The organism is Desulfohalovibrio reitneri (genome assembly GCF_000711295.1).
GTDB classification, from domain to species: domain Bacteria; phylum Desulfobacterota; class Desulfovibrionia; order Desulfovibrionales; family Desulfovibrionaceae; genus Desulfohalovibrio; species Desulfohalovibrio reitneri.
This window is the reverse complement of the sequence record NZ_JOMJ01000001.1, coordinates 1-16757: the sequence shown is the minus strand read 5'-3', so window position 1 is coordinate 16757 and position 16757 is coordinate 1. Positions and strand designations below refer to the sequence as shown.

15 protein-coding genes and 3 pseudogenes are annotated in these 16757 nt (G+C 63.0%); 11 read left to right on the top strand and 7 right to left on the bottom strand.

Annotated features, from left to right (window positions below):
• Positions 1 to 3: 3 nt before the first annotated feature.
• From N911_RS0100080 to N911_RS0100065, 4 genes are read right to left on the bottom strand one after another with little or no spacing between them, the layout of a single operon-like run.
• Positions 4 to 1203 carry an ABC transporter substrate-binding protein gene (locus N911_RS0100080; RefSeq protein WP_029893189.1) on the bottom strand — a complete coding sequence of 400 codons (1200 nt, stop codon included), beginning with the start codon at positions 1201 to 1203 and terminating at the stop codon, positions 4 to 6.
• Positions 1204 to 1232: 29 nt separating this feature from the next.
• Positions 1233 to 1901: an ATP-binding cassette domain-containing protein gene (locus N911_RS0100075; RefSeq protein ID WP_081858996.1), complete on the bottom strand. Its 669-nt coding sequence runs from the start codon at positions 1899 to 1901 to the stop codon at positions 1233 to 1235.
• Positions 1898 to 2560 carry a potassium channel family protein gene (locus N911_RS0100070; protein ID WP_029893184.1) on the bottom strand — a complete coding sequence of 221 codons (663 nt, stop codon included), beginning with the start codon at positions 2558 to 2560 and terminating at the stop codon, positions 1898 to 1900. The genes N911_RS0100075 and N911_RS0100070 overlap by 4 nt, the downstream gene beginning before the upstream one ends.
• Positions 2557 to 3954, bottom strand: coding sequence for a TrkH family potassium uptake protein (locus N911_RS0100065; RefSeq protein ID WP_051693742.1), 1398 nt, complete (start codon positions 3952 to 3954; stop codon positions 2557 to 2559). Before N911_RS0100065 ends, N911_RS0100070 begins: the two co-directional genes overlap by 4 nt.
• Before the next feature lie 230 nt (positions 3955 to 4184).
• On the opposite strand from N911_RS0100065, the gene N911_RS18955 reads away from it, so the two are divergent.
• From N911_RS18955 to N911_RS0100050, 5 genes and pseudogenes are all read left to right on the top strand, one after another.
• Positions 4185 to 4577, top strand: a complete 393-nt coding sequence (locus N911_RS18955) for a hypothetical protein (protein ID WP_051693741.1) — start codon at positions 4185 to 4187, stop codon at positions 4575 to 4577.
• A gap of 25 nt (positions 4578 to 4602) precedes the next feature.
• Positions 4603 to 5357 (top strand): annotated as a pseudogene (locus tag N911_RS19105) (amino acid permease); the annotation flags it as partial.
• A gap of 265 nt (positions 5358 to 5622) precedes the next feature.
• Positions 5623 to 5784, top strand: a complete 162-nt coding sequence (locus N911_RS18665; RefSeq protein ID WP_237559854.1) for a hypothetical protein — start codon at positions 5623 to 5625, stop codon at positions 5782 to 5784.
• Positions 5785 to 5914: 130 nt separating this feature from the next.
• Positions 5915 to 7210, top strand: a complete 1296-nt coding sequence (locus tag N911_RS0100055; protein WP_237559856.1) for an IS5 family transposase — start codon at positions 5915 to 5917, stop codon at positions 7208 to 7210.
• Entirely contained in the window at positions 7162 to 7971 is an 810-nt protein-coding gene (locus tag N911_RS0100050; RefSeq protein WP_029893179.1) for a hypothetical protein, read from the top strand. The genes N911_RS0100055 and N911_RS0100050 overlap by 49 nt, the downstream gene beginning before the upstream one ends.
• Positions 7972 to 7977: 6 nt before the next feature.
• Here N911_RS0100050 and N911_RS0100045 read toward each other — a convergent pair whose 3' ends face one another.
• The gene (locus tag N911_RS0100045) at positions 7978 to 8505 is read right to left on the bottom strand and encodes a rhodanese-like domain-containing protein (RefSeq protein WP_029893178.1); all 528 of its coding nucleotides are present in this window, start codon (positions 8503 to 8505) and stop codon (positions 7978 to 7980) included.
• Positions 8506 to 8540: 35 nt separating this feature from the next.
• Positions 8541 to 8933 (bottom strand): MauE/DoxX family redox-associated membrane protein, encoded by a 393-nt coding sequence (locus tag N911_RS0100040; protein WP_237559853.1) that lies wholly within the window; start codon positions 8931 to 8933, stop codon positions 8541 to 8543.
• 269 nt (positions 8934 to 9202) lie between these two features.
• Between N911_RS0100040 and N911_RS0100035 the strand changes: the two genes are divergently transcribed.
• The 3 genes from N911_RS0100035 to N911_RS0100025 all read left to right on the top strand — a co-directional run bounded on the left by N911_RS0100035 (position 9203) and on the right by N911_RS0100025 (position 12742).
• Positions 9203 to 9862: a Crp/Fnr family transcriptional regulator gene (locus N911_RS0100035; protein WP_029893175.1), complete on the top strand. Its 660-nt coding sequence runs from the start codon at positions 9203 to 9205 to the stop codon at positions 9860 to 9862.
• A 139-nt stretch (positions 9863 to 10001) separates the two neighbouring features.
• Positions 10002 to 11891, top strand: coding sequence for an anaerobic carbon-monoxide dehydrogenase catalytic subunit (cooS, locus tag N911_RS0100030; protein WP_029893173.1), 1890 nt, complete (start codon positions 10002 to 10004; stop codon positions 11889 to 11891).
• 77 nt (positions 11892 to 11968) lie between these two features.
• Entirely contained in the window at positions 11969 to 12742 is a 774-nt protein-coding gene (locus N911_RS0100025; RefSeq protein ID WP_029893171.1) for an ATP-binding protein, read from the top strand.
• An 11-nt stretch (positions 12743 to 12753) separates the two neighbouring features.
• Here the strand turns inward: N911_RS0100025 and N911_RS0100020 are convergent, their stop codons facing one another.
• Positions 12754 to 13884, bottom strand: a complete 1131-nt coding sequence (locus N911_RS0100020; protein ID WP_272913331.1) for a DVU_1551 family NTP transferase — start codon at positions 13882 to 13884, stop codon at positions 12754 to 12756.
• Positions 13885 to 14331: 447 nt separating this feature from the next.
• On the opposite strand from N911_RS0100020, the gene N911_RS0100015 reads away from it, so the two are divergent.
• From N911_RS0100015 to N911_RS16360, 3 genes and pseudogenes are all read left to right on the top strand, one after another.
• Positions 14332 to 14889: a 4Fe-4S dicluster domain-containing protein gene (locus tag N911_RS0100015; protein WP_029893168.1), complete on the top strand. Its 558-nt coding sequence runs from the start codon at positions 14332 to 14334 to the stop codon at positions 14887 to 14889.
• Between the two features lie 47 nt (positions 14890 to 14936).
• Positions 14937 to 15777 (top strand): annotated as a pseudogene (locus tag N911_RS16365) (CoB--CoM heterodisulfide reductase iron-sulfur subunit B family protein).
• A 25-nt stretch (positions 15778 to 15802) separates the two neighbouring features.
• Positions 15803 to 16757: pseudogene (locus N911_RS16360) on the top strand (4Fe-4S binding protein); the annotation flags it as partial.

Here is a 16757-nt window from a genome sequence, read left to right as displayed (position 1 = left end):
GCCTCAGCCGGAGTAACGGCGTCCCCACTCCTCCACGATGCGGTTCATCCAGGAGGGATGCGGCTCGGGAAGCGGGTCGCCCAGTTCCTCGCGGGAGAGGGTGGCCGCCCCCTTGGGCAATTCATGGAAAACCTTTCGCTGTTCATCGGACAACCCGTCCAGGTCCAGCACTGTCAGATCGCCCCACACGCGGGGGTCCTGCTTGCGCGCCTGCGCCTCGGGAGAAAGCAGGAAGTTGGCCGTGACCATGGCCGCTTCCTTGGACGATGAATTGAAGGGAATGGCCAGGAAGTGGGTGTTGCCGATGGTCCCGCCGTCCAGCACATAGGTCCGCACAGTGGGCGGCAACAGGCCGTTCTGAATGAGATTGGAGGCCTCGGGAGGGTGGAAGGAGATGGAGACGTCCACCTCGGCGTCGGCCAGCAGTTGATGCTGGGCCGGGGCGTTCTCGGGGAACTGCTCGCCGTCCCGCCAGAGATGCGGACGCAGCTTGCCGTACCAGGCCCAAAGCGGCTCCGTAACCCGCTGGAAATTGGAGTCCGTAGCGGGTTCTTGAAGCACCTCCGGGTCTTCGGCCAACTCGTACAGGGCCTGCTTGAGGAAGGTGGAGCCCATGAAGTTGCTCACTTGCGGGTGGGTGAAACGCCCGGGATTCTTTTTCGCCCAGGCCAGCAACTCGTTCATGGAACGAGGTGGGTCGGGCAACCGCCGCGTATCGTGGAGAAAGACGATCTGAGCCATGCCCCATGGGGCCTCGTACCCTTCCGTGGGCACGGTGAAATCCTCGGTCAGGGTTGGCCAATCATCGGCATTGGTCAATTCGTAATTGGGCAAACGCTCGGCGAAGGGGCCGTACAAGAGGTCGTTCTGTTTCATGGCCAAGAAATTCTCGCCATTTATCCACAGCAAATCCACCGACCCGTCGTCGGTCTTGCCAGCGGACTTCTCCGCCAGCACACGGGACACGGACTCCGCCAAATTGGCCACCTTGACGTGCTTGAGGGTGATGCCGAATCGGTTTTCGACCTCGTCGGCAACCCATTGGATGTACTCGTTGGTGGCCTCGGACCCCGCCCAGGCATTCCAGTAGACTGTCTGCCCGTCGGCCTGTTCCACCACCTTCCCCCAGGGTTCCGCGGCTCGGGAATCGCCGGCCGCGAGGCAGAGGACCAGGCAAAAGCAAGCGGCGAGAAGTCGATTCATGCGGTCTCCTTGTTCCGGCCGGAGCCGGGTCATTCGTCCAGGTTGATTACGGGGCCGCCCGCCGCGCGGGCGTCGTCCGGGTCGTGCGTCACCATGAGGGTCGGCAGGCCCAGCCCTCTGGCGTGGTCGAAAACAAAGGCGCGAAACGAGGTTCGCGTCTGCACGTCCAGTTTGGAAAAGGGTTCGTCCAGCAACAGGGCAAGGGGTTCGGCCAACAGCACCCGCAGCAGCGAAACCCTGGCCCGCTGGCCACCGGAAAGGGTTTCCGGGTCGCGCGTAGCAAAACCCGGCAGCCCCGCTTCCGCAAGTGCCGCCTCGACCCTGGCCTTACGCGCTCCGCCGCCCTTGAGACTTGATGGCAGGGCGAAAGCCAGGTTTTGCCCCACGGTCATGTGCGGGAAAAGCAGGTCATCCTGAAAGAGGATGCCCAGCCTGCGACGCTCCGGGGGAAGGCCGTCAAGGCCCGTCCCGTTGATGGAAACGCTTCCCTTGGCTCGGAAGGCCTGGGGAAGGGTCCCGGTCATGTAGGCCAGCAGCGAGGATTTGCCCGTCCCGCTGCGCCCCATGAGCGTCACCACCTCGCCCGGAGGCACTTCCAGATCCAGCCCCTGAACCAATGGCTCGCCGTGCAGAGCGAGTCCCACGCCGCGCAGGCGCAAAGGGGCGTATCCGCCGCTGTGCGCGGGGCCGATACTCATTCCTCTTTTTCGCTTCCAGGCCGCCACCGCTTTTCCAACTCCGCCATGTTTTCGCTGTGGGTGAGAACGACCACCTCGTCCCCCTTGCGAATCTCCGTCTCCCTGTCGGCCAGCTTGAAGCTGCCATCCCGGTAGAGGCAGATGACCCTGGCGGTCTCCGGCAGATCCAGTTCCTCCACCGACACCGCTTCATCCTTTCCGGCGGTGAACGAAAAATAGCGGGCGGTGTCCTTGATGTACGTGGTCAACTCAAGGATATCCACTCCCTCCACCATATCGGCAAGATAGCGGCTGAACGTGCGGGTGGGAATGATGGTGTCCTTCAGCCCGAGTTCGCGGCAGATGGGCTCGTATTCAGGATCGGCTATGCTGGTCACCACCCGGCCAAAACCGAGAGTGCGCCCCACGAGGCTGGCGATAATGTTGTCCTGATCGCTGTTGGTCAGACAGAGCAGGACGTCGCTGTCGCCGGGATTGGTCTGGCGCAGAACGGCCGGATTGCTGCCATCGCCTTGCAGGAAACTGCAATCCATCTCTTCGGAAAACGCATCGATCTTCTCTTCATCGCTTTCCACGATGACCACCTGATACCCCCTGCCGATGAGCAATTCAGCAGTGCGCACGGCTGTTTCGCCGGCTCCCACGAATACGGTCCTCATGTCCTCGCCCTCCTCGCGAACCAGGTTGCCGGGTGGAAAAGCAACAGCACCGGAATTATCTCCACACGGCCCATGAGCATGTCCAGACAGAGTATGAGTTTGAGGGGATCCGGCAGTCCCGGCTTCACCACCCCCGCCGAGAGCCCCACCGTACCCAGCGCCGAGACCACGTCGAACAGCGAATCCAGGGGCGGCAGGCCGTATGCCAGAAAGGCCGCCCAGGAGAGAAAGAGCAAACTCGAATAGAGCAGGATGAGCAGCAGGGCGTTCTGGATGCTCTCCGGCCGGAGCCGCAAGTCCCGTATTCTCGGCGGACGCACCGCCCGGCTGGGCATGTTCAGTCGGGCGAAAAAGGTCTGCAACAGTCCCATGAATAGCAGAATCCGCAGAATCTTCACCCCTCCTGCGGTGGAGCCGGAACCGCCCCCCACGAACATGGCCGGAAGCAGGACCGCCTTGGTCACGGGTGAGACGGTGGAGAGATCGACGCTGGCGAAACCGGCCGTGGACTGGGCGGACAGGCCCATGATCAGCCCGTTGCCAAGGGATTGGGACCACCCCCAGCCCTCGGCGAACCGCAGGCAGGCGGTCATGGCCAGCACGGCCAGAAGAATCAGCAGGAGCAACGCGAAGGCCTCCATGTAGGCGAACCGGCGGGCCTTGGTCCTTCGATAAGGCGGCGCATACATGATAAGGTCCATGGACCCGGCGAGACAGACAAACACAACCGCCAGCCTGACAAGGAAGCTGTATCCCCCAAGACTGGCGTCCAGCGGAGCGAAACCACCGGTGGAGACCCCGGCCAGGACCAGGAGCAGCCCCTGGAACGGCCGTGCGCCGCAGGCCACAACCAGCACGAGCCCGGCCAGGGTGATGGCCAGGTAAATGCTCAGCACCCGGCGGGCGTAGGTCTTGGTCCCGCCGAAAAGGTCGTCCTCAACGTTCTCGGCCGCTGCCAGCCGCTTGGCCGCGCCGCCGGACCCAACCAGAAGCGCTAGGGAAAGGATGACGATGCCCAGGCCCCCGTACCACTGCATCCAGGCCCGGGCGAAGAGAAACGTCTCCGGCAGCCCCTCCACCGTGGACAGCGTGCTAAGCCCCGTGGTGGTGGCTCCGGAGAGGGCTTCGAAGTAGGCGTCCATAAACCCCATCCCGGCGGAACTCATGGGATAGGTCATGACCAGCGGCACCAGGGCGAAGAGAAGCGCCACCACCACGAAGACCTCGTTGACCTGGATACCCCGAAGAGAGACGCGCAACCGCCGCGCCCCGCCGTAGGCCGCCAGGAAAAAGGCTATTACCGCCAGATAGCGCAGCGACAGGTTCCACTCTCCGAACAGCAGGGAGACAACCAGCGGCACGGCCGTCAGTCCCGCAAGAATGAGGCTGAACATGCCCAGCGCCCGGCATACGACCATGGGGCGGACTGACAGGAGTAGCGGGGCGTCTTTCTTCACCGGATCAGTTGCTCACGTTGTCGGGACAGCAGGATATTCCAATGTACCTTCTCTGCGTATTTTTACCAAGACCGCATTGAACGACGACGATGTTTTCACTTTTTCTCCTGCTTGGAGTAGAGTCGCCAATCGAGAGACTCTCATTTTTCGGAAACCGGAGACTGCCCATGGCGAAACGCGACGAAAACGAGCAGCGCATCGAAGGAAAGGTCGAGACTCCCTCCAGCGCGGGCGGGGAGATCCGCGAAGCGGTCGAGGAACACATCCAGCCCCAGGGCAGGGCCAAGCTGTTCGGCACCTTCAGCGGCGTCTTCACCCCCACCCTGCTGACCATCCTCGGCGTCATCATGTACTTGCGGGAAGGCTGGGTTGTTGGCAACGCGGGTCTTCTTGGCGGCTGGCTCATCATCCTGCTCTCGTTCGCCATCACATCGTTCACCGCCCTGTCGCTCTCCTCCTCCGTGGTGACCAACATCCGCATCGGTTCCGGCGGAGCGTTCTCCATCATTTCCCAGTCCCTTGGCCTGGAGATGGGGGGCAGCATCGGCATTCCCCTCTAAATTTCCCCAGGCCCTGGCCGCGGCCATGTACATCTTCGGCTTCCGCGCGGGCTGGACCTATATTTTCCCGGATCACCCCGCCATCGTGGTCGATCTGGCCGTGTTCGCGATCATCTTCGGCATAGGCTATGTCAGCGCAGGGCTGGCTTTCAAAGTGCAGTACATCATCCTGGCCATCATCGTGGGCTCGTTGGTCTCCATCGGCTGGGCCGCTGCCGAATGGTCCATGAGCGAGTCAATCCAATGGTGGGGCAACTTCCCCGGCAGCCCCGAAACCAACTTCCAGGGAGTCGGCTTCTGGGCGGTCTTCGCGGTCTTCTTCCCGGCCTCCACCGGCATCATGGCCGGGGCCAACATGTCCGGCGAGCTGAAAACCCCAGAAAGAGCATTCCCATCGGCACGCTCGGGGCCATCGGACTGAGCCTGCTGGTCTACCTGGGCCTGACCTATTGGCTGGCCGCAAGCGCCACCGTGGACGAGCTAACCGGGCAGTACACCATCATGGTGGACAAGGCGGCCTGGGGCCCCGCCATTCTAGCCGGGCTTTTGGGAGCCACCTTTTCCTCCGCCCTCTCCTCCGTGGTTGGCGCGCAGCGCATCATGCAGGCCCTGGCATCCCACAACGTCCTCCCCGCCAGTCGAATCTTCGCCAAGCGCACCCAATCGGGGGAACCGCGCAACGCCATGATGGCCACCGGGGCCATCGTTCTGGCCGCGCTCATGCTCCGCAACCTCAATGCCATAGCCCCTCTCATCACCATGTTCTTCCTGGTGACCTACGCCATGATCAACGTCGTGGTCCTGCTGGAGCAAAGCCTCAAGCTGGTCAGCTTCCGCCACTACTACGCATTCCCCGCTTTGTTTCCCTGGTTGGAGCGCTGGGCTGCCTGTTCGCCATGTTCATCGTCAATCCGACCTTCAGCCTGGTGGCGATTGTGGTCGTGCTCATCCTGCACACCTACCTGGTGCGCAAACACCTCAAGGCGCCCTTCGGCGACGTGCGCAGCGGACTCATGGCGGTCATGGCCAAGTGGGCGGCCAAAAAATGGAACGGTACACCGGCCCGAGGGAAAAGACGTGGAAGGCCAACGTCCTGGTGCCGGTGGAGAATTCCGATCAGGTGGCGCGTGTCTATGGCCTGCTGCGGGACCTAGCCTATCCCAAGGGATTCGTCCGCCTGCTGGGGCTCACCGGAGCACGTAATTAGTCGGCCCTGAAAAACATCTATGACACTGAAAAGAATTAACAAAGTGTAGCATTCAATGTATCATTCTCGACCAGGAACTGTAGTGATTCTGCAAGAAACCGGTCGCGCCGTCACCGGTTCGGGAGTGATGATGAAGGCCAAGCCAGCCAAAAGCGATCAGGGCAATTTCCTCTACGAGGACCTCATCGATCAGCTCAATCCCAAGGACCCGCTGCTCAAGCTTGCAGCGAACATCCCCTGGGAAAGGTTCGAGCAGGAGTTTTCTAGCCTCTATAGTGAGTATGGTCGTCCAGCAAAGCCCATCAGACTCATGGTCGGGCTCATGATCCTCAAGCAGCTTGAAAATCTGAGCGACGAGCGTGTCATTGAGGCTTGGGTCCGGAACCCCTACTATCAGGCCTTCTGCGGTGAGACGCATTTCCGGTGGAGGCTTCCTTGTGACCCCACGGACTTGGTTTATTTCCGCAAACGCATCGGCGAGGGTGGGGCGCGTTTGATCTTCGAGGTCTCGGTGGGTCTGCACGGCGACGACGCCATGGAGCGGGAGATCGCCGTGGACACCACGGTCCAGGAGAAGAACATCACCTTCCCCACTGACGTGAAGCTTCTGACCAAGGTCATCAAGCGATGCAGGGCCATCGCCGAGTTCGAAGGAATCAGCTTGCGCCGCAGTTTCCGCCGTGAATTGCCAGGCCTCCTGCGCCAGCGATTCAAGAGTCGCAAGATCATCAAACGCATTCGGACCATGGCTGGCGTCCTGATCCGCGAACTTGAGCGCAAACTGCCCAGGGATTCGTTGGCCAGGCACAGGGAAGCTATGCAGCTCTTCCGCCGGGTCCATGACCAGAAACGTACCGACAAGAACAAGATCTACAGCCTGCACGAACCGGACGTGCTTTGCATCGGCAAGGGCAAAGAGCACAAAAAGTACGAGTTCGGACGCAAGGCCTCCATCGCCTGGACCAAGACCACCGGTGTGATCGTAGGAGCCATGTCCTTCAAGGAGAACGTTTTCGACGGTCACACCCTGCCGGATGTTCTGGAGCAAGTTTCGCAAATCACGGAATCCTGCCCCGAGGCGGCCATCTGTGACCGGGGTTACAGGGGGCGCAAAAAAGTCGGTGACACGAGCATTCTGATTCCGGGCCGGCCGAAGAAAAGCGACACGCCCTACCAGAGACGAAAGGCCAGGCAACGTTTTCGCAGACGCGCTGGCATCGAGCCGGTGATCGGACATCTCAAACACGACTTCCGCATGGCCAAAAACTTCCTGAAAGGGGCCCTCGGTGATGCGATCAACCTGCTGATGGCCGCAGCCGCGTTCAACTTCAAGAAGTGGATGCGGGGACTGAAGCACTTTTTGTCTCTTTTCGCCCCTTGGCTCTGCTTCGGAACCTGGAGTCGGGGCAGACTAAAGTACGCCTGATTCAATCTGAAAGGCCTTTTTCAGGACCGACTAACTACGAGGAACTCACCTCCAACCTGCCTGAACTGGAGAACAAACTGCGCGACGATTCCGTCTTCGCCACCTGGACAGTCGTACGAGCGGCCACATTCAGCGAAAACGTCGCCGCCGGGCTGGAGGCCCTGGGCGGGGCGTTCTTCCGTTCCGACATGATCTTCCTGCGCCTCACCCCGGACAAACGGCGGGGTCAGGAGTTGGAACGGCTGGTGCGAGATGCCGCCTCATACGATCTCGGCGTGGTCATCTACCAAGACGAGCCGGAGGACGATGATGCGGAAAAGGAAAATCACCCCGATACCGCCGCCACGCCCTTGAGCGGAACTGTCCACTTGGTGCTCGACAAGCCGCGCAAAGGCTGGAAGCTGGGCACGGACCTGGACCAAGCCGACCTGTCGCTCCTTCTGGCCTACAAGCCCAAGCGCAATTGGAACACCGAGTTGGCCATTACCGCACGCCTCGACAGTGATAACGAAGGAGAGGAAGCGCTAACCTACCTCCACGGCGCGGTTGAGATGGCCCGCATCCCCAACGCCATGATGCGCACGGCCACAAGCGACGAGGAATTGGACCTGTGCCGGGTGGAAGGCTACCCCACGGCGTCCCTGACCCTTTTCAGCCTTTCTCCCGAAGCCAATCTGGAGACGCTGCGGGCCAGGGGGCGGGCGGCCGGCACCGCCTGCCTTTTCGCCATGGATTCCCAGCGGGAAAACGCGCTGGTCTGAACTCGCCTACTCCACGCTCTCCACGGGGTAGCCAAGGCCCTTCCAGGCATAAATGCCGCCGGGATGGCGATAAACGTTCTCGTACCCCAGCCGCTTGGCCCAGGCCGCGCCGTTGTGGCTGCGGGTGCATTTCACGAAGCCGCAGTAGATGACGATGGTGCGGGACTTGTCCGGACCCAGCAGATCGGCGAAGTCCTGTTTGCTCTTGCCGCCCGTCTGCTCGGTGCTCCATTCGGCCATGTCCGGTATGGGAAAAAGAAACTGCTTCGCGCCTGGAATATGAGCTTTGGCGTAGCTGGCCTCAAAGGGCATGGTGTCCACCACCAGCATATCTTTGCCCTGGTCGGTCCATTCCTTGAGCTGTTCACTGGAAACCAAGTCGTAGCCTCCGCGAGCGGTATCGCGCACGAGTTTCACGGCAGCCTTCTCCGTTTCCGCCTCCTGGGCGAACTTGCCGTCGCCGCCGCACGCAGCGGCCAGAACGGCCAGCATCGCCAGACAAGCGAGAAGGGCAAGGGAACGCGTCTGGATCATGTCTTCTCCTGTGGTTGCGAATTACAGAATGGTTTTCACGAGGAACGGGCGCCTTCCCCAAATGCCCGGCGCCGCCACCAGACCAGCCCCAGGGCAGCCAGCATGAATGCGTCCCGGTACAGCGAGGAATCGATGGAGGCGAATGCTTCAGCCTCGGGGTCAGAGGGGCCGTAACAGCCGCAGTCGATGTCCAGCCCCAGGGTCTTTGCCCGCAACAGCACGGCCATGAAAACAAGAAGCATTCCAGCGGCCAGGAAATGCGCCCAGCGATAATTCAGGGCCAACCCCACTCCGGAGGCCACTTCCAGCACGGGCAGCGCCACAGCCAGAACCGGGGCGAGTGACCAGGGAACCATGCCAAAGGCACGGATGGTTTCGGTGAATCCGCCCACGTCGGCCATTTTCAACACACCGGCGGCAAAAAACATCCCGGCCAGACCGAGACGAATCAATCTGCAGGTCCAGGGTGAGGCCGCCGAACGGAACAGGATTTCCGGGATGGTGCCATGGGACGTACCGAGGCCGCGATGCTCCATATTGTTCTGCTACCCTGGATACATCTATAGAACAAATCGTTATTTTCAATAGCAGGCCCGTGTCCCATTCACCCCTCGCCTTGCCGCTCAATCGCCCCGGTGCTAGAAAAAAACAGCCCGCCGCGGAGAATCACGCGGTCACTATCCATGGGGAGGCCCGGATGAAAAGCCGGTTGATGGACATCAACCTCCTGGACGAACTCGCCCGGCCCGAGTTCGAAGGCTTGCGGCGGGAGTTAACCAGCCGCTCCTTCCTCGCCGGGCAGGTGATCTCCTCCCCCCACTCCCACCACAACAGCGTCTTTGTGGTGGCCTCCGGCCGGGCCCGGGTATTCCTGGCCTATGACGACAAGGAATTCACCCTCTGCTTTCTGGAGCCGGGGGATGTGTACACCACCCACACCCGGGCCCATGTGGTGGCGCTGGAGCCGTTGACACTGTGGCTGGTGGACACCAACCGCTTCAAGATCCTCTTGCAGGACCACCCCCACCTCCCCCGCACCATGGTCCTGGTGCTGGGCGACATCCTCAAGTCCACCTTCTCCATCATCAATTCGCTGGCCTTCAAGGACATCCCCCGCCGTGTGGCGGAATTCGTGGTCTACGCCGCCCGCAACCAGGGCACGCCCTCGGATGACGGCGTGCTGGTTCGCTTCGACCTGACCACGCAACAACTCGCCTCCATCGTCGGGTCGAGCAGGCAATCCGTGTCCGAAACCCTTTCCCGGCTGGAGCGCGAAGGCTGGATTCGCCGCCATGGACGCGGCGTCTATCTGGTGCCGGACGTGGACGCGCTGGAACGGACCGCCAACGATCTCTAACCCTGGTTTCATTTTTGTCGGGCAACCGACAGACACCAGGAGGCGACGGTGCTACTAGATTCCTAAGAACACTGGTATGCGAGGGGATGCCCGGTGTCCGGCCGGGATCGACATACCAATAGACTCGGGAGGTATGGGAATGGCCGAGAAGAAACCAGCCGCTCCGGAAGAACTGAGCATCTGGAAAGACGCCCAGCAAATGATCAAAAAGGCGCGCAAGGACGGGGTGGAGACCGTCTGGGACAGGCTCGACGAACAGATCCCGGCCTGCAAATTTTGCGAGCAGGGACTGACTTGCAAGAAGTGCGTCATGGGCCCCTGTCGGCTGACTCCTGGCAGGGGCAGGCGCGAACGGGGCGTGTGCGGCGCGGACGCCGACCTGACCGTGGCCCGCAACTTCGGCCGTTTCGTGGCCGCGGGCGCGGCCTCCCACTCGGACCATGGCCGCGACCTGGTGGAAACCCTTCTGGCCATAGGCAAGGGAGAAACCACGGACTACGCCGTACGAGAGCCCGAGAAGCTACGCGCCGTGGCCGCCGAGGCCGGGCTCGACCCGGACGGCAAGAACGACCAGGAACTGGCCCGGGAGTTGGCCGAAACCTTCGTGCAGGACTTCGGCTTCGCCACGGACTCGCTTTCCTTCATGAGCCGCGTTCCCGAACAGCGCAAACAGGTCTGGGAAAAACTTGGCATCCCCCCCCGGGGCATCGACCGCGACGTAGTGGAGATGATGCACCGCACCCACATGGGTGTGGACTGCGACCCGGCCAGCATCTGCCTGCACGCCGCGAGGGTTTCCCTGACCGACGGCTGGGGCGGCTCCATGATCGCCACCGAGATTTCGGACATCGTTTTCGGCACCCCTTCTCCCAGCCGCTCCAAGGTCAACCTGGGCGTGCTCAAGGAGGACCAGGTCAACCTGCTGGTGCACGGCCACAGCCCCATCGTCTCCGAAATGGTGCTGGCAATGGCGCGCGACCAGGAATACATCGACAAAGCCAAGGCTGCGGGAGCCCAGGGCATCAACGTGGCCGGGCTGTGCTGCACCGGCAACGAACTGCTCATGCGCAAGGGCGTGCCCATGGCCGGCAACCATCTGATGACGGAGCTGGCGCTGGTGACCGGGGCTGTGGACGCCATCGTGGTGGACTACCAGTGCATCATGCCCTCCCTGGTGGGCATTGCGGACTGCTACCAGACCGCATTCATCTCCACATCGAACAAAGCGCACTTCCCCGGGGCGACCCACATCGACTTCCGCCACGACAACGCACTGCAAAGCGCCAGAGGGGTCCTGGACATGGCCATTGAGGCCTACGCCAAACGAGACCCCAACCGGGTGGAGATTCCCGACGAGCCGGTGGACCTCATGACCGGCTTCTCCAACGAGGCAATCCTCGGCGCACTGGGCGGCTCTCCCGAACCTCTGGTCGAGGCGGTCAAGGACGGCGCGGTGCGCGGCGTGGTGGGCATCGTTGGCTGCAACAACCCGCGCCTGAAGCACGACCACGTGCACACCAACCTGGCGCGGGAGCTCATCAAACGCGACGTGCTGGTGGTGGTCACGGGCTGCGCCACCGTGGCCATGGGCAAGGCCGGACTGATGGTGCCGGAGGCGGCGGACCAGGCAGGCGAAGGGTTGGCGGCAGTCTGCCGCAAACTGGGCATCCCGCCTGTGCTGCACGTGGGCAGCTGCGTGGACAACGCCCGCATCATCCACCTCTGCGCCGTGCTGGCCAAGGCCCTGGGCGTGGACATCTCCCAACTGCCCGTGGCCGCCAGCGCCCCGGAATGGTATTCGGAAAAGGCCGCGGCCATCGGGCTCTACGCCGTGGCCAGCGGCATTTATACCCACCTGGGTCTGCCGCCGCACATCACCGGCAGCGAGATGATCACCAATCTGGCCCTGGAAGGGTTGGACGATCTCGTGGGCGCGTGCTTCGGCGTTGAGCCGGACCCCTTCAAGGCGGCCGACCTCATCGACGCGCGCATCAAGGACAAACGCGAGGGTCTCGGACTGACCCCCTAGACGACGGGATACAGGCTGTGGGGACCGGCCGACGTGGCCGGTCCCCTTTTCTTCCAGGAAGTTTTGGGGAGGACGGCATGAAGCTGGCCGTTGCCGGCAAAGGCGGCGTGGGCAAGACCACCTTCACGACCTGGCTGGCCGATTATTTGGCCAGGCAAGGGCACACCGTCTGGATGGTGGACGCCGACACGGCCCTCTCCCTGGGCGCGGCCTCCGGCCTGGCCCCCGAGGACCTGCCGAAACCGCTGGTCACCCGCGAGGATCTGGTGCGCCAGCGAATCGGGTCCGGCTACCTCAACCTCAACCCGGAAGTCGGCGACCTGCCCGAAGAACTGGGCGTTGACCTCCCCCTGGGAGGCTCCGTTGAGGACGGTGTGACGCCCGGGTGGAAGCGGCTGCTGGTCATGGGCACGGTGGCCGGAGCGGGCGGAGGCTGCGCCTGCGCGGCCAACTCGCTGCTCAAAGCGTTGCTGGCTCATCTGCTGCTGCAACGCGGAGAAACCGTGCTGGTGGATCTGGAGGCCGGGGTGGAACACCTGGGCCGTGGCACCATCCAAAGCGTGGATGGCCTGGTGGTGGTCAGCGAGCCTTCGCGGCGTGGCCTGGAAACGGCCGCCAATATCTCACGCCTGGCTGAGGAGATGGGCTTGAGCCGACGCGCCCTTTTCCTTAATCGCCACCATGGAAACGCGGACCTGCCCGCCATCGACCACCTTCCCCCCCTGGCCGCGAGCCTCCCCCGCCTGGAAAGCCTGCAAGCGCGGCAACTCCATTCCCCGTCCGTTTTGGGGCTGGAAGAACAGGCGGCCATTGACGCGGCCTGCGCCGAGGTGCTGCGCTCCTTATCCTGAATGAGAGCAGATCAGCCAGGGGGGTCGCCCTTCCCTGCGACGCGTTCCACCGACCCGCCCAACTCATCCTCCACCAATTCTTGAACCCGCAGGGCACGCTCCATCCTCCCTTTGATGGCCTCCACCTCTTCGGGGTCGTCCGCTTGCTGCTCCATCTTGGATTGAAAACGCCGCCGCACCGGCACCAGCCTGTCCCCCTGAACCAGTTTGTCAGCCAGAAAGACGACTTCCCGCTCAGCCAACGGCCTTTCCTCTGGCGGATCAACGTCACGATGTTCCGCCGTCACCGCTCCCACGCAGGGATACCCCATGTCCGCCAGCATGGCCCCACCCGCCCGCTCGTGATCGGGCAGCCCCTTGGCGATGTCGTGCAGCAGACCGGCCGCTTCCACCAGCCGCACGTCAAGTTGATTCTCCACCCCCCGGACGACGTTGAGCGCTTCGGCCATGCGCAAGGCGAACCTCGCCACGGCACGGCTGTGCCTGCGTCCCATGTCCGTCACGCCCGGGGTTATGTCCAGTAGCGCCAGGCACTCGGCCCGACTGGGCGTGTCCTCCCAGGTCAAAAGGTCCAAGGCCTTAGCGTAGTTCTCGCCGGTATCCACGTCGAGGCGCACGCGCTCGTCAGCCACCTGAATCTCCACCGCCTGCCGCTCCCGCTGGGCAAAGTAGCCGGCCAGTCCGTTCCCGCCGCTCCACTTCATAATGTCGTCGCGCAATGACAACGGGATGAGGGGCGGATGTCCCCTGCGTCCCTGGAAAATCGGATGCAGTACGGATTCGCACAGCTTTGTCCGGGCTTTTGCCAAACGTTGCAACGTGTCACGCCGGACAAGCATCACGTCCACGGGCAACAGAAAGAAATGCCCCTCCTCCCCCTCCAGGGCTTGCAGTCCTGCCAGCACCGAGGAGAACATGCCGCTTTCCCACTTCGGGTTGCGCACAGCCTCGCCGCCGGACTCCCGCACGACCGGCTCCAACTCCCCGGCGCGATGACCACAGACCACCACGATCCGCCGCGCCCCGACATCGCGCAGCAGCCGAATCAGCCGCTCCACCACGACTTCATCACCAAGGGGCAAGAGCGGTTTGAACCCGCTCATACGGGAGGAATGCCCGGCTGCGGGTATGATCGCGTGCATCTCCGTCATGCGGCCTTCCCGAAAAGATCAAAAAACATTTCCGCTTCGAAATCACGACCATCTTTCGAGAACCTCGAAAATCCCACACGCACGTCCTCACGACCATCCCGCTTGCCTCCGCTCACGAAAATCCACGGATACCGGACCAGTCTCCACCACGCTTCGCCATGACTGCCATACGCGCCTTGTATTCCGCGATCACTGGGAAAATGGCTGTGCGGCTGCCATTGACAGCGGGCGGCAAAGACACCAAATAATACTGCCTCTCCCATTGAGCATCACGGCCCCCCTCCATTTGGCCTTGCGCCGCGCCTCATGGCGGCAAGCGGAACCGACCGCCGAGGACGGCCTTCCGCGATTCCCGGGGGAGCTAACGGACGTAACCGCTCCTTGGACTACCGGCCGCCTCGGCGACCTGTACATAACCTTCAACAAAGAACCGACTCCATGGAAATACTCGATCTTTCCAATTCCCGCGATGACGAGTTCATCAGCCAGGTCGAGGAGGAGAGCGGGCAGCGGGTGCGGTTGTGCTATCAGTGCGGCAACTGCACGGCTGGCTGTCCGTACACCTTCGCCTTCGACATTCCGGTGAGCCGGATGATGCGGTTGTTGCAGGCCGGGCAGAAGGACCAGATCTTGTCCAGCCACTCGGTGTGGCTGTGCGCCACGTGCGAGTCCTGCACCACGCGCTGCCCCAACGGCATCGACGTGGCGCGGATCGTGGACGTGTTGCGCCACATGGCCCGGCGCGAGGGGTACGCCACCGAGCGCGGCGTGAAGGTATTCTGGGACAGCTTCCTGGAATCGGTGGCCAAGCACGGCCGGGTGTACGAAATGGGCCTTTTGACCTCGTACATCGCCAAGACCGGCAAGGTCTGGACGGACGCCGAGCTCGGCCCGCGCATCCTGCCCAAGGGCAAGCTGCACCTCACTCCGTCCCGCATCCAGGGCCGCGAGGCCGTGGCCCGGATCTTCCAGCGCTACAAGGAGGCCTCCAAGTGAGCCCCGCCTACGCCTACTACCCCGGCTGTTCCGGCCTCGGCACCTCCATGGAGTACGAGCAGTCCACCCGGGCCATCTGCGAGGCCCTTGACGTGAATCTGGTGGACATTCCGGACTGGAGCTGCTGCGGCTCCACTCCGGCGCACACCGTGGACCACACCCTGTCCTGCGCCCTGGCGGCGCGCAACCTGGGGTTGGTGGAGAAGATGGGCCTGGACACGGTCATCACCCCCTGCCCCAGCTGCCTGACCAACCTCAAGACGGCCGTGCACCGGATGGGCGATGAGGAGTTCATGCGCCGGGTGAACAGCCTGCTGGACGAGCCGGTGGGCAACACGGTGCGGGTCAAGTCCGTGCTGCAGGCGCTCATCGAGGACGTGGGGCCGGAGAAGCTGGCCGAGCGGGTGGTGCGCCCCTTAAGCGGCCTGCGGGTGGCCCCCTACTACGGCTGCATCATGAACCGTCCGCCCGAGGTCATGGAGTTCGACGACCACGAGAACCCGGTGGCCATGGACCGGCTCATGGAGGCCATCGGCGCGGAGGTCGCTCCCTTCCGCTGAAGGTGGAGTGCTGCGGCGCCTCCTTCGGCGTGGCCCGCAAGGACGTGGTGGCGCGTCTTTCGGCAAGCTTTTGGACTTGGCCGAGGCCAACCAGGCCATGGCCATGGTCACGGCCTGCCCGCTGTGCCAGATGAACCTGGACCTGCGGCAGGGGCAGATCAACGCGGCCACCAAGAGCCAGCACGAGATGCCCGTTTTCTACTACACCCAGCTCATCGGTCTGGCCCTTGGCCTGGACGAGTCCAGCCTGGGCCTGAACAAGCTGTGCGTGAACCCCGGCCTCGCGCTGCGCGAAGCCGAACGGAAGACCGCCGAAGCCGCCTCCTGAGGCGTGGCGGGGAAACGGAGAAATCATGCGAATCGGCGTTTTCGTCTGCCACTGCGGCAGCAACATAGCCGGCAACGTGGACGTGGGGTCGGTGGCCGAGCAGGCCCTGTCCCTGCCGGACGTGGCCTTCGCCTCGGACACCATGTACGCCTGCGCGGAGCAGGGGCAGGAAGGCATCATCGAGGCCATCCGCGACCACGGCCTCGACGGCGTGGTGGTGGCCTCCTGCACCCCGCGCATGCACGGAGCCCACCTTCCGCCGCACGGTGGAGCGGGCGGGTCTGAACCGCTACATGTTCGAGATGGCCAACATCCGCGAGCACGTCTCCTGGATCGGCAAGGACAAGGAAGCCAACACGCGCAAGGCGCTGGACCTGGTGTCCATGGCCGTTTCCAAGCTGCGCTACGACCGCCCGCTGACCCCCAAGAGCTTCGAGGTCAACAAGCGGTGTCATGGTGGTCGGCGGCGTGGCCGGCATCCAGGCGGCGCTGGACTGCGCCAACGGCGGCCTGGAGTCGTTTTGGTGGAGAAGCAGTCCACCATCGGCGGCAGATGGCCAAGCTGGACAAGACCTTCCCCACGGTGGACTGCTCCAGCTGCATCCTCGGCCCCAAGATGGTGGACGTCTCCCAGCACCCCAACATCACCCTCTACGCCTCCTCGGAGATCGACGAGCTGAGCGGGTACGTGGGCAACTACACGGCCACCATCCGCCGCAAGGCCACCTACGTGGACTGGGAGGCCTGCACCGGCTGCGGGCTGTGCATGGAGAAGTGCCCCAGCAAGAAGTCCGCGGACTATTTCAACGGAGGGCGTGGGCACCACCACGGCCATCAACATCCCTTCCCCAGGCCATACCCAAGAAGGCTTCCATCGACCCGGATTTCTGCATCCGCTTCACCAAGGGCAAGTGCGGGGTCTGCGCCAAGGTGTGTCCCACCGAGGCCATCCGCTACGAGCAGGAGGACGAGCTGGTCAC

What these genes read in the sequence shown, in the direction of transcription:
- N911_RS0100080 (WP_029893189.1), bottom strand. Translation starts at nt 1,203, where the DNA reads ATGAATCGACTTCTCGCCGCTTGCTTTTGCCTGGTCCTCTGCCTCGCG.
- N911_RS0100075 (WP_081858996.1), bottom strand. Translation starts at nt 1,901, where the DNA reads ATGAGTATCGGCCCCGCGCACAGCGGCGGATACGCCCCTTTGCGCCTG.
- N911_RS0100070 (WP_029893184.1), bottom strand. Translation starts at nt 2,560, where the DNA reads ATGAGGACCGTATTCGTGGGAGCCGGCGAAACAGCCGTGCGCACTGCT.
- N911_RS0100065 (WP_051693742.1), bottom strand. Translation starts at nt 3,954, where the DNA reads ATGTTCAGCCTCATTCTTGCGGGACTGACGGCCGTGCCGCTGGTTGTC.
- N911_RS18955 (WP_051693741.1), top strand. Translation starts at nt 4,185, where the DNA reads ATGGCGAAACGCGACGAAAACGAGCAGCGCATCGAAGGAAAGGTCGAG.
- N911_RS18665 (WP_237559854.1), top strand. Translation starts at nt 5,623, where the DNA reads ATGGAACGGTACACCGGCCCGAGGGAAAAGACGTGGAAGGCCAACGTC.
- N911_RS0100055 (WP_237559856.1), top strand. Translation starts at nt 5,915, where the DNA reads ATGAAGGCCAAGCCAGCCAAAAGCGATCAGGGCAATTTCCTCTACGAG.
- N911_RS0100045 (WP_029893178.1), bottom strand. Translation starts at nt 8,505, where the DNA reads ATGATCCAGACGCGTTCCCTTGCCCTTCTCGCTTGTCTGGCGATGCTG.
- N911_RS0100040 (WP_237559853.1), bottom strand. Translation starts at nt 8,933, where the DNA reads ATGTTTTTTGCCGCCGGTGTGTTGAAAATGGCCGACGTGGGCGGATTC.
- N911_RS0100035 (WP_029893175.1), top strand. Translation starts at nt 9,203, where the DNA reads ATGAAAAGCCGGTTGATGGACATCAACCTCCTGGACGAACTCGCCCGG.
- cooS (WP_029893173.1), top strand. Translation starts at nt 10,002, where the DNA reads ATGGCCGAGAAGAAACCAGCCGCTCCGGAAGAACTGAGCATCTGGAAA.
- N911_RS0100025 (WP_029893171.1), top strand. Translation starts at nt 11,969, where the DNA reads ATGAAGCTGGCCGTTGCCGGCAAAGGCGGCGTGGGCAAGACCACCTTC.
- N911_RS0100020 (WP_272913331.1), bottom strand. Translation starts at nt 13,884, where the DNA reads ATGCACGCGATCATACCCGCAGCCGGGCATTCCTCCCGTATGAGCGGG.
- N911_RS0100015 (WP_029893168.1), top strand. Translation starts at nt 14,332, where the DNA reads ATGGAAATACTCGATCTTTCCAATTCCCGCGATGACGAGTTCATCAGC.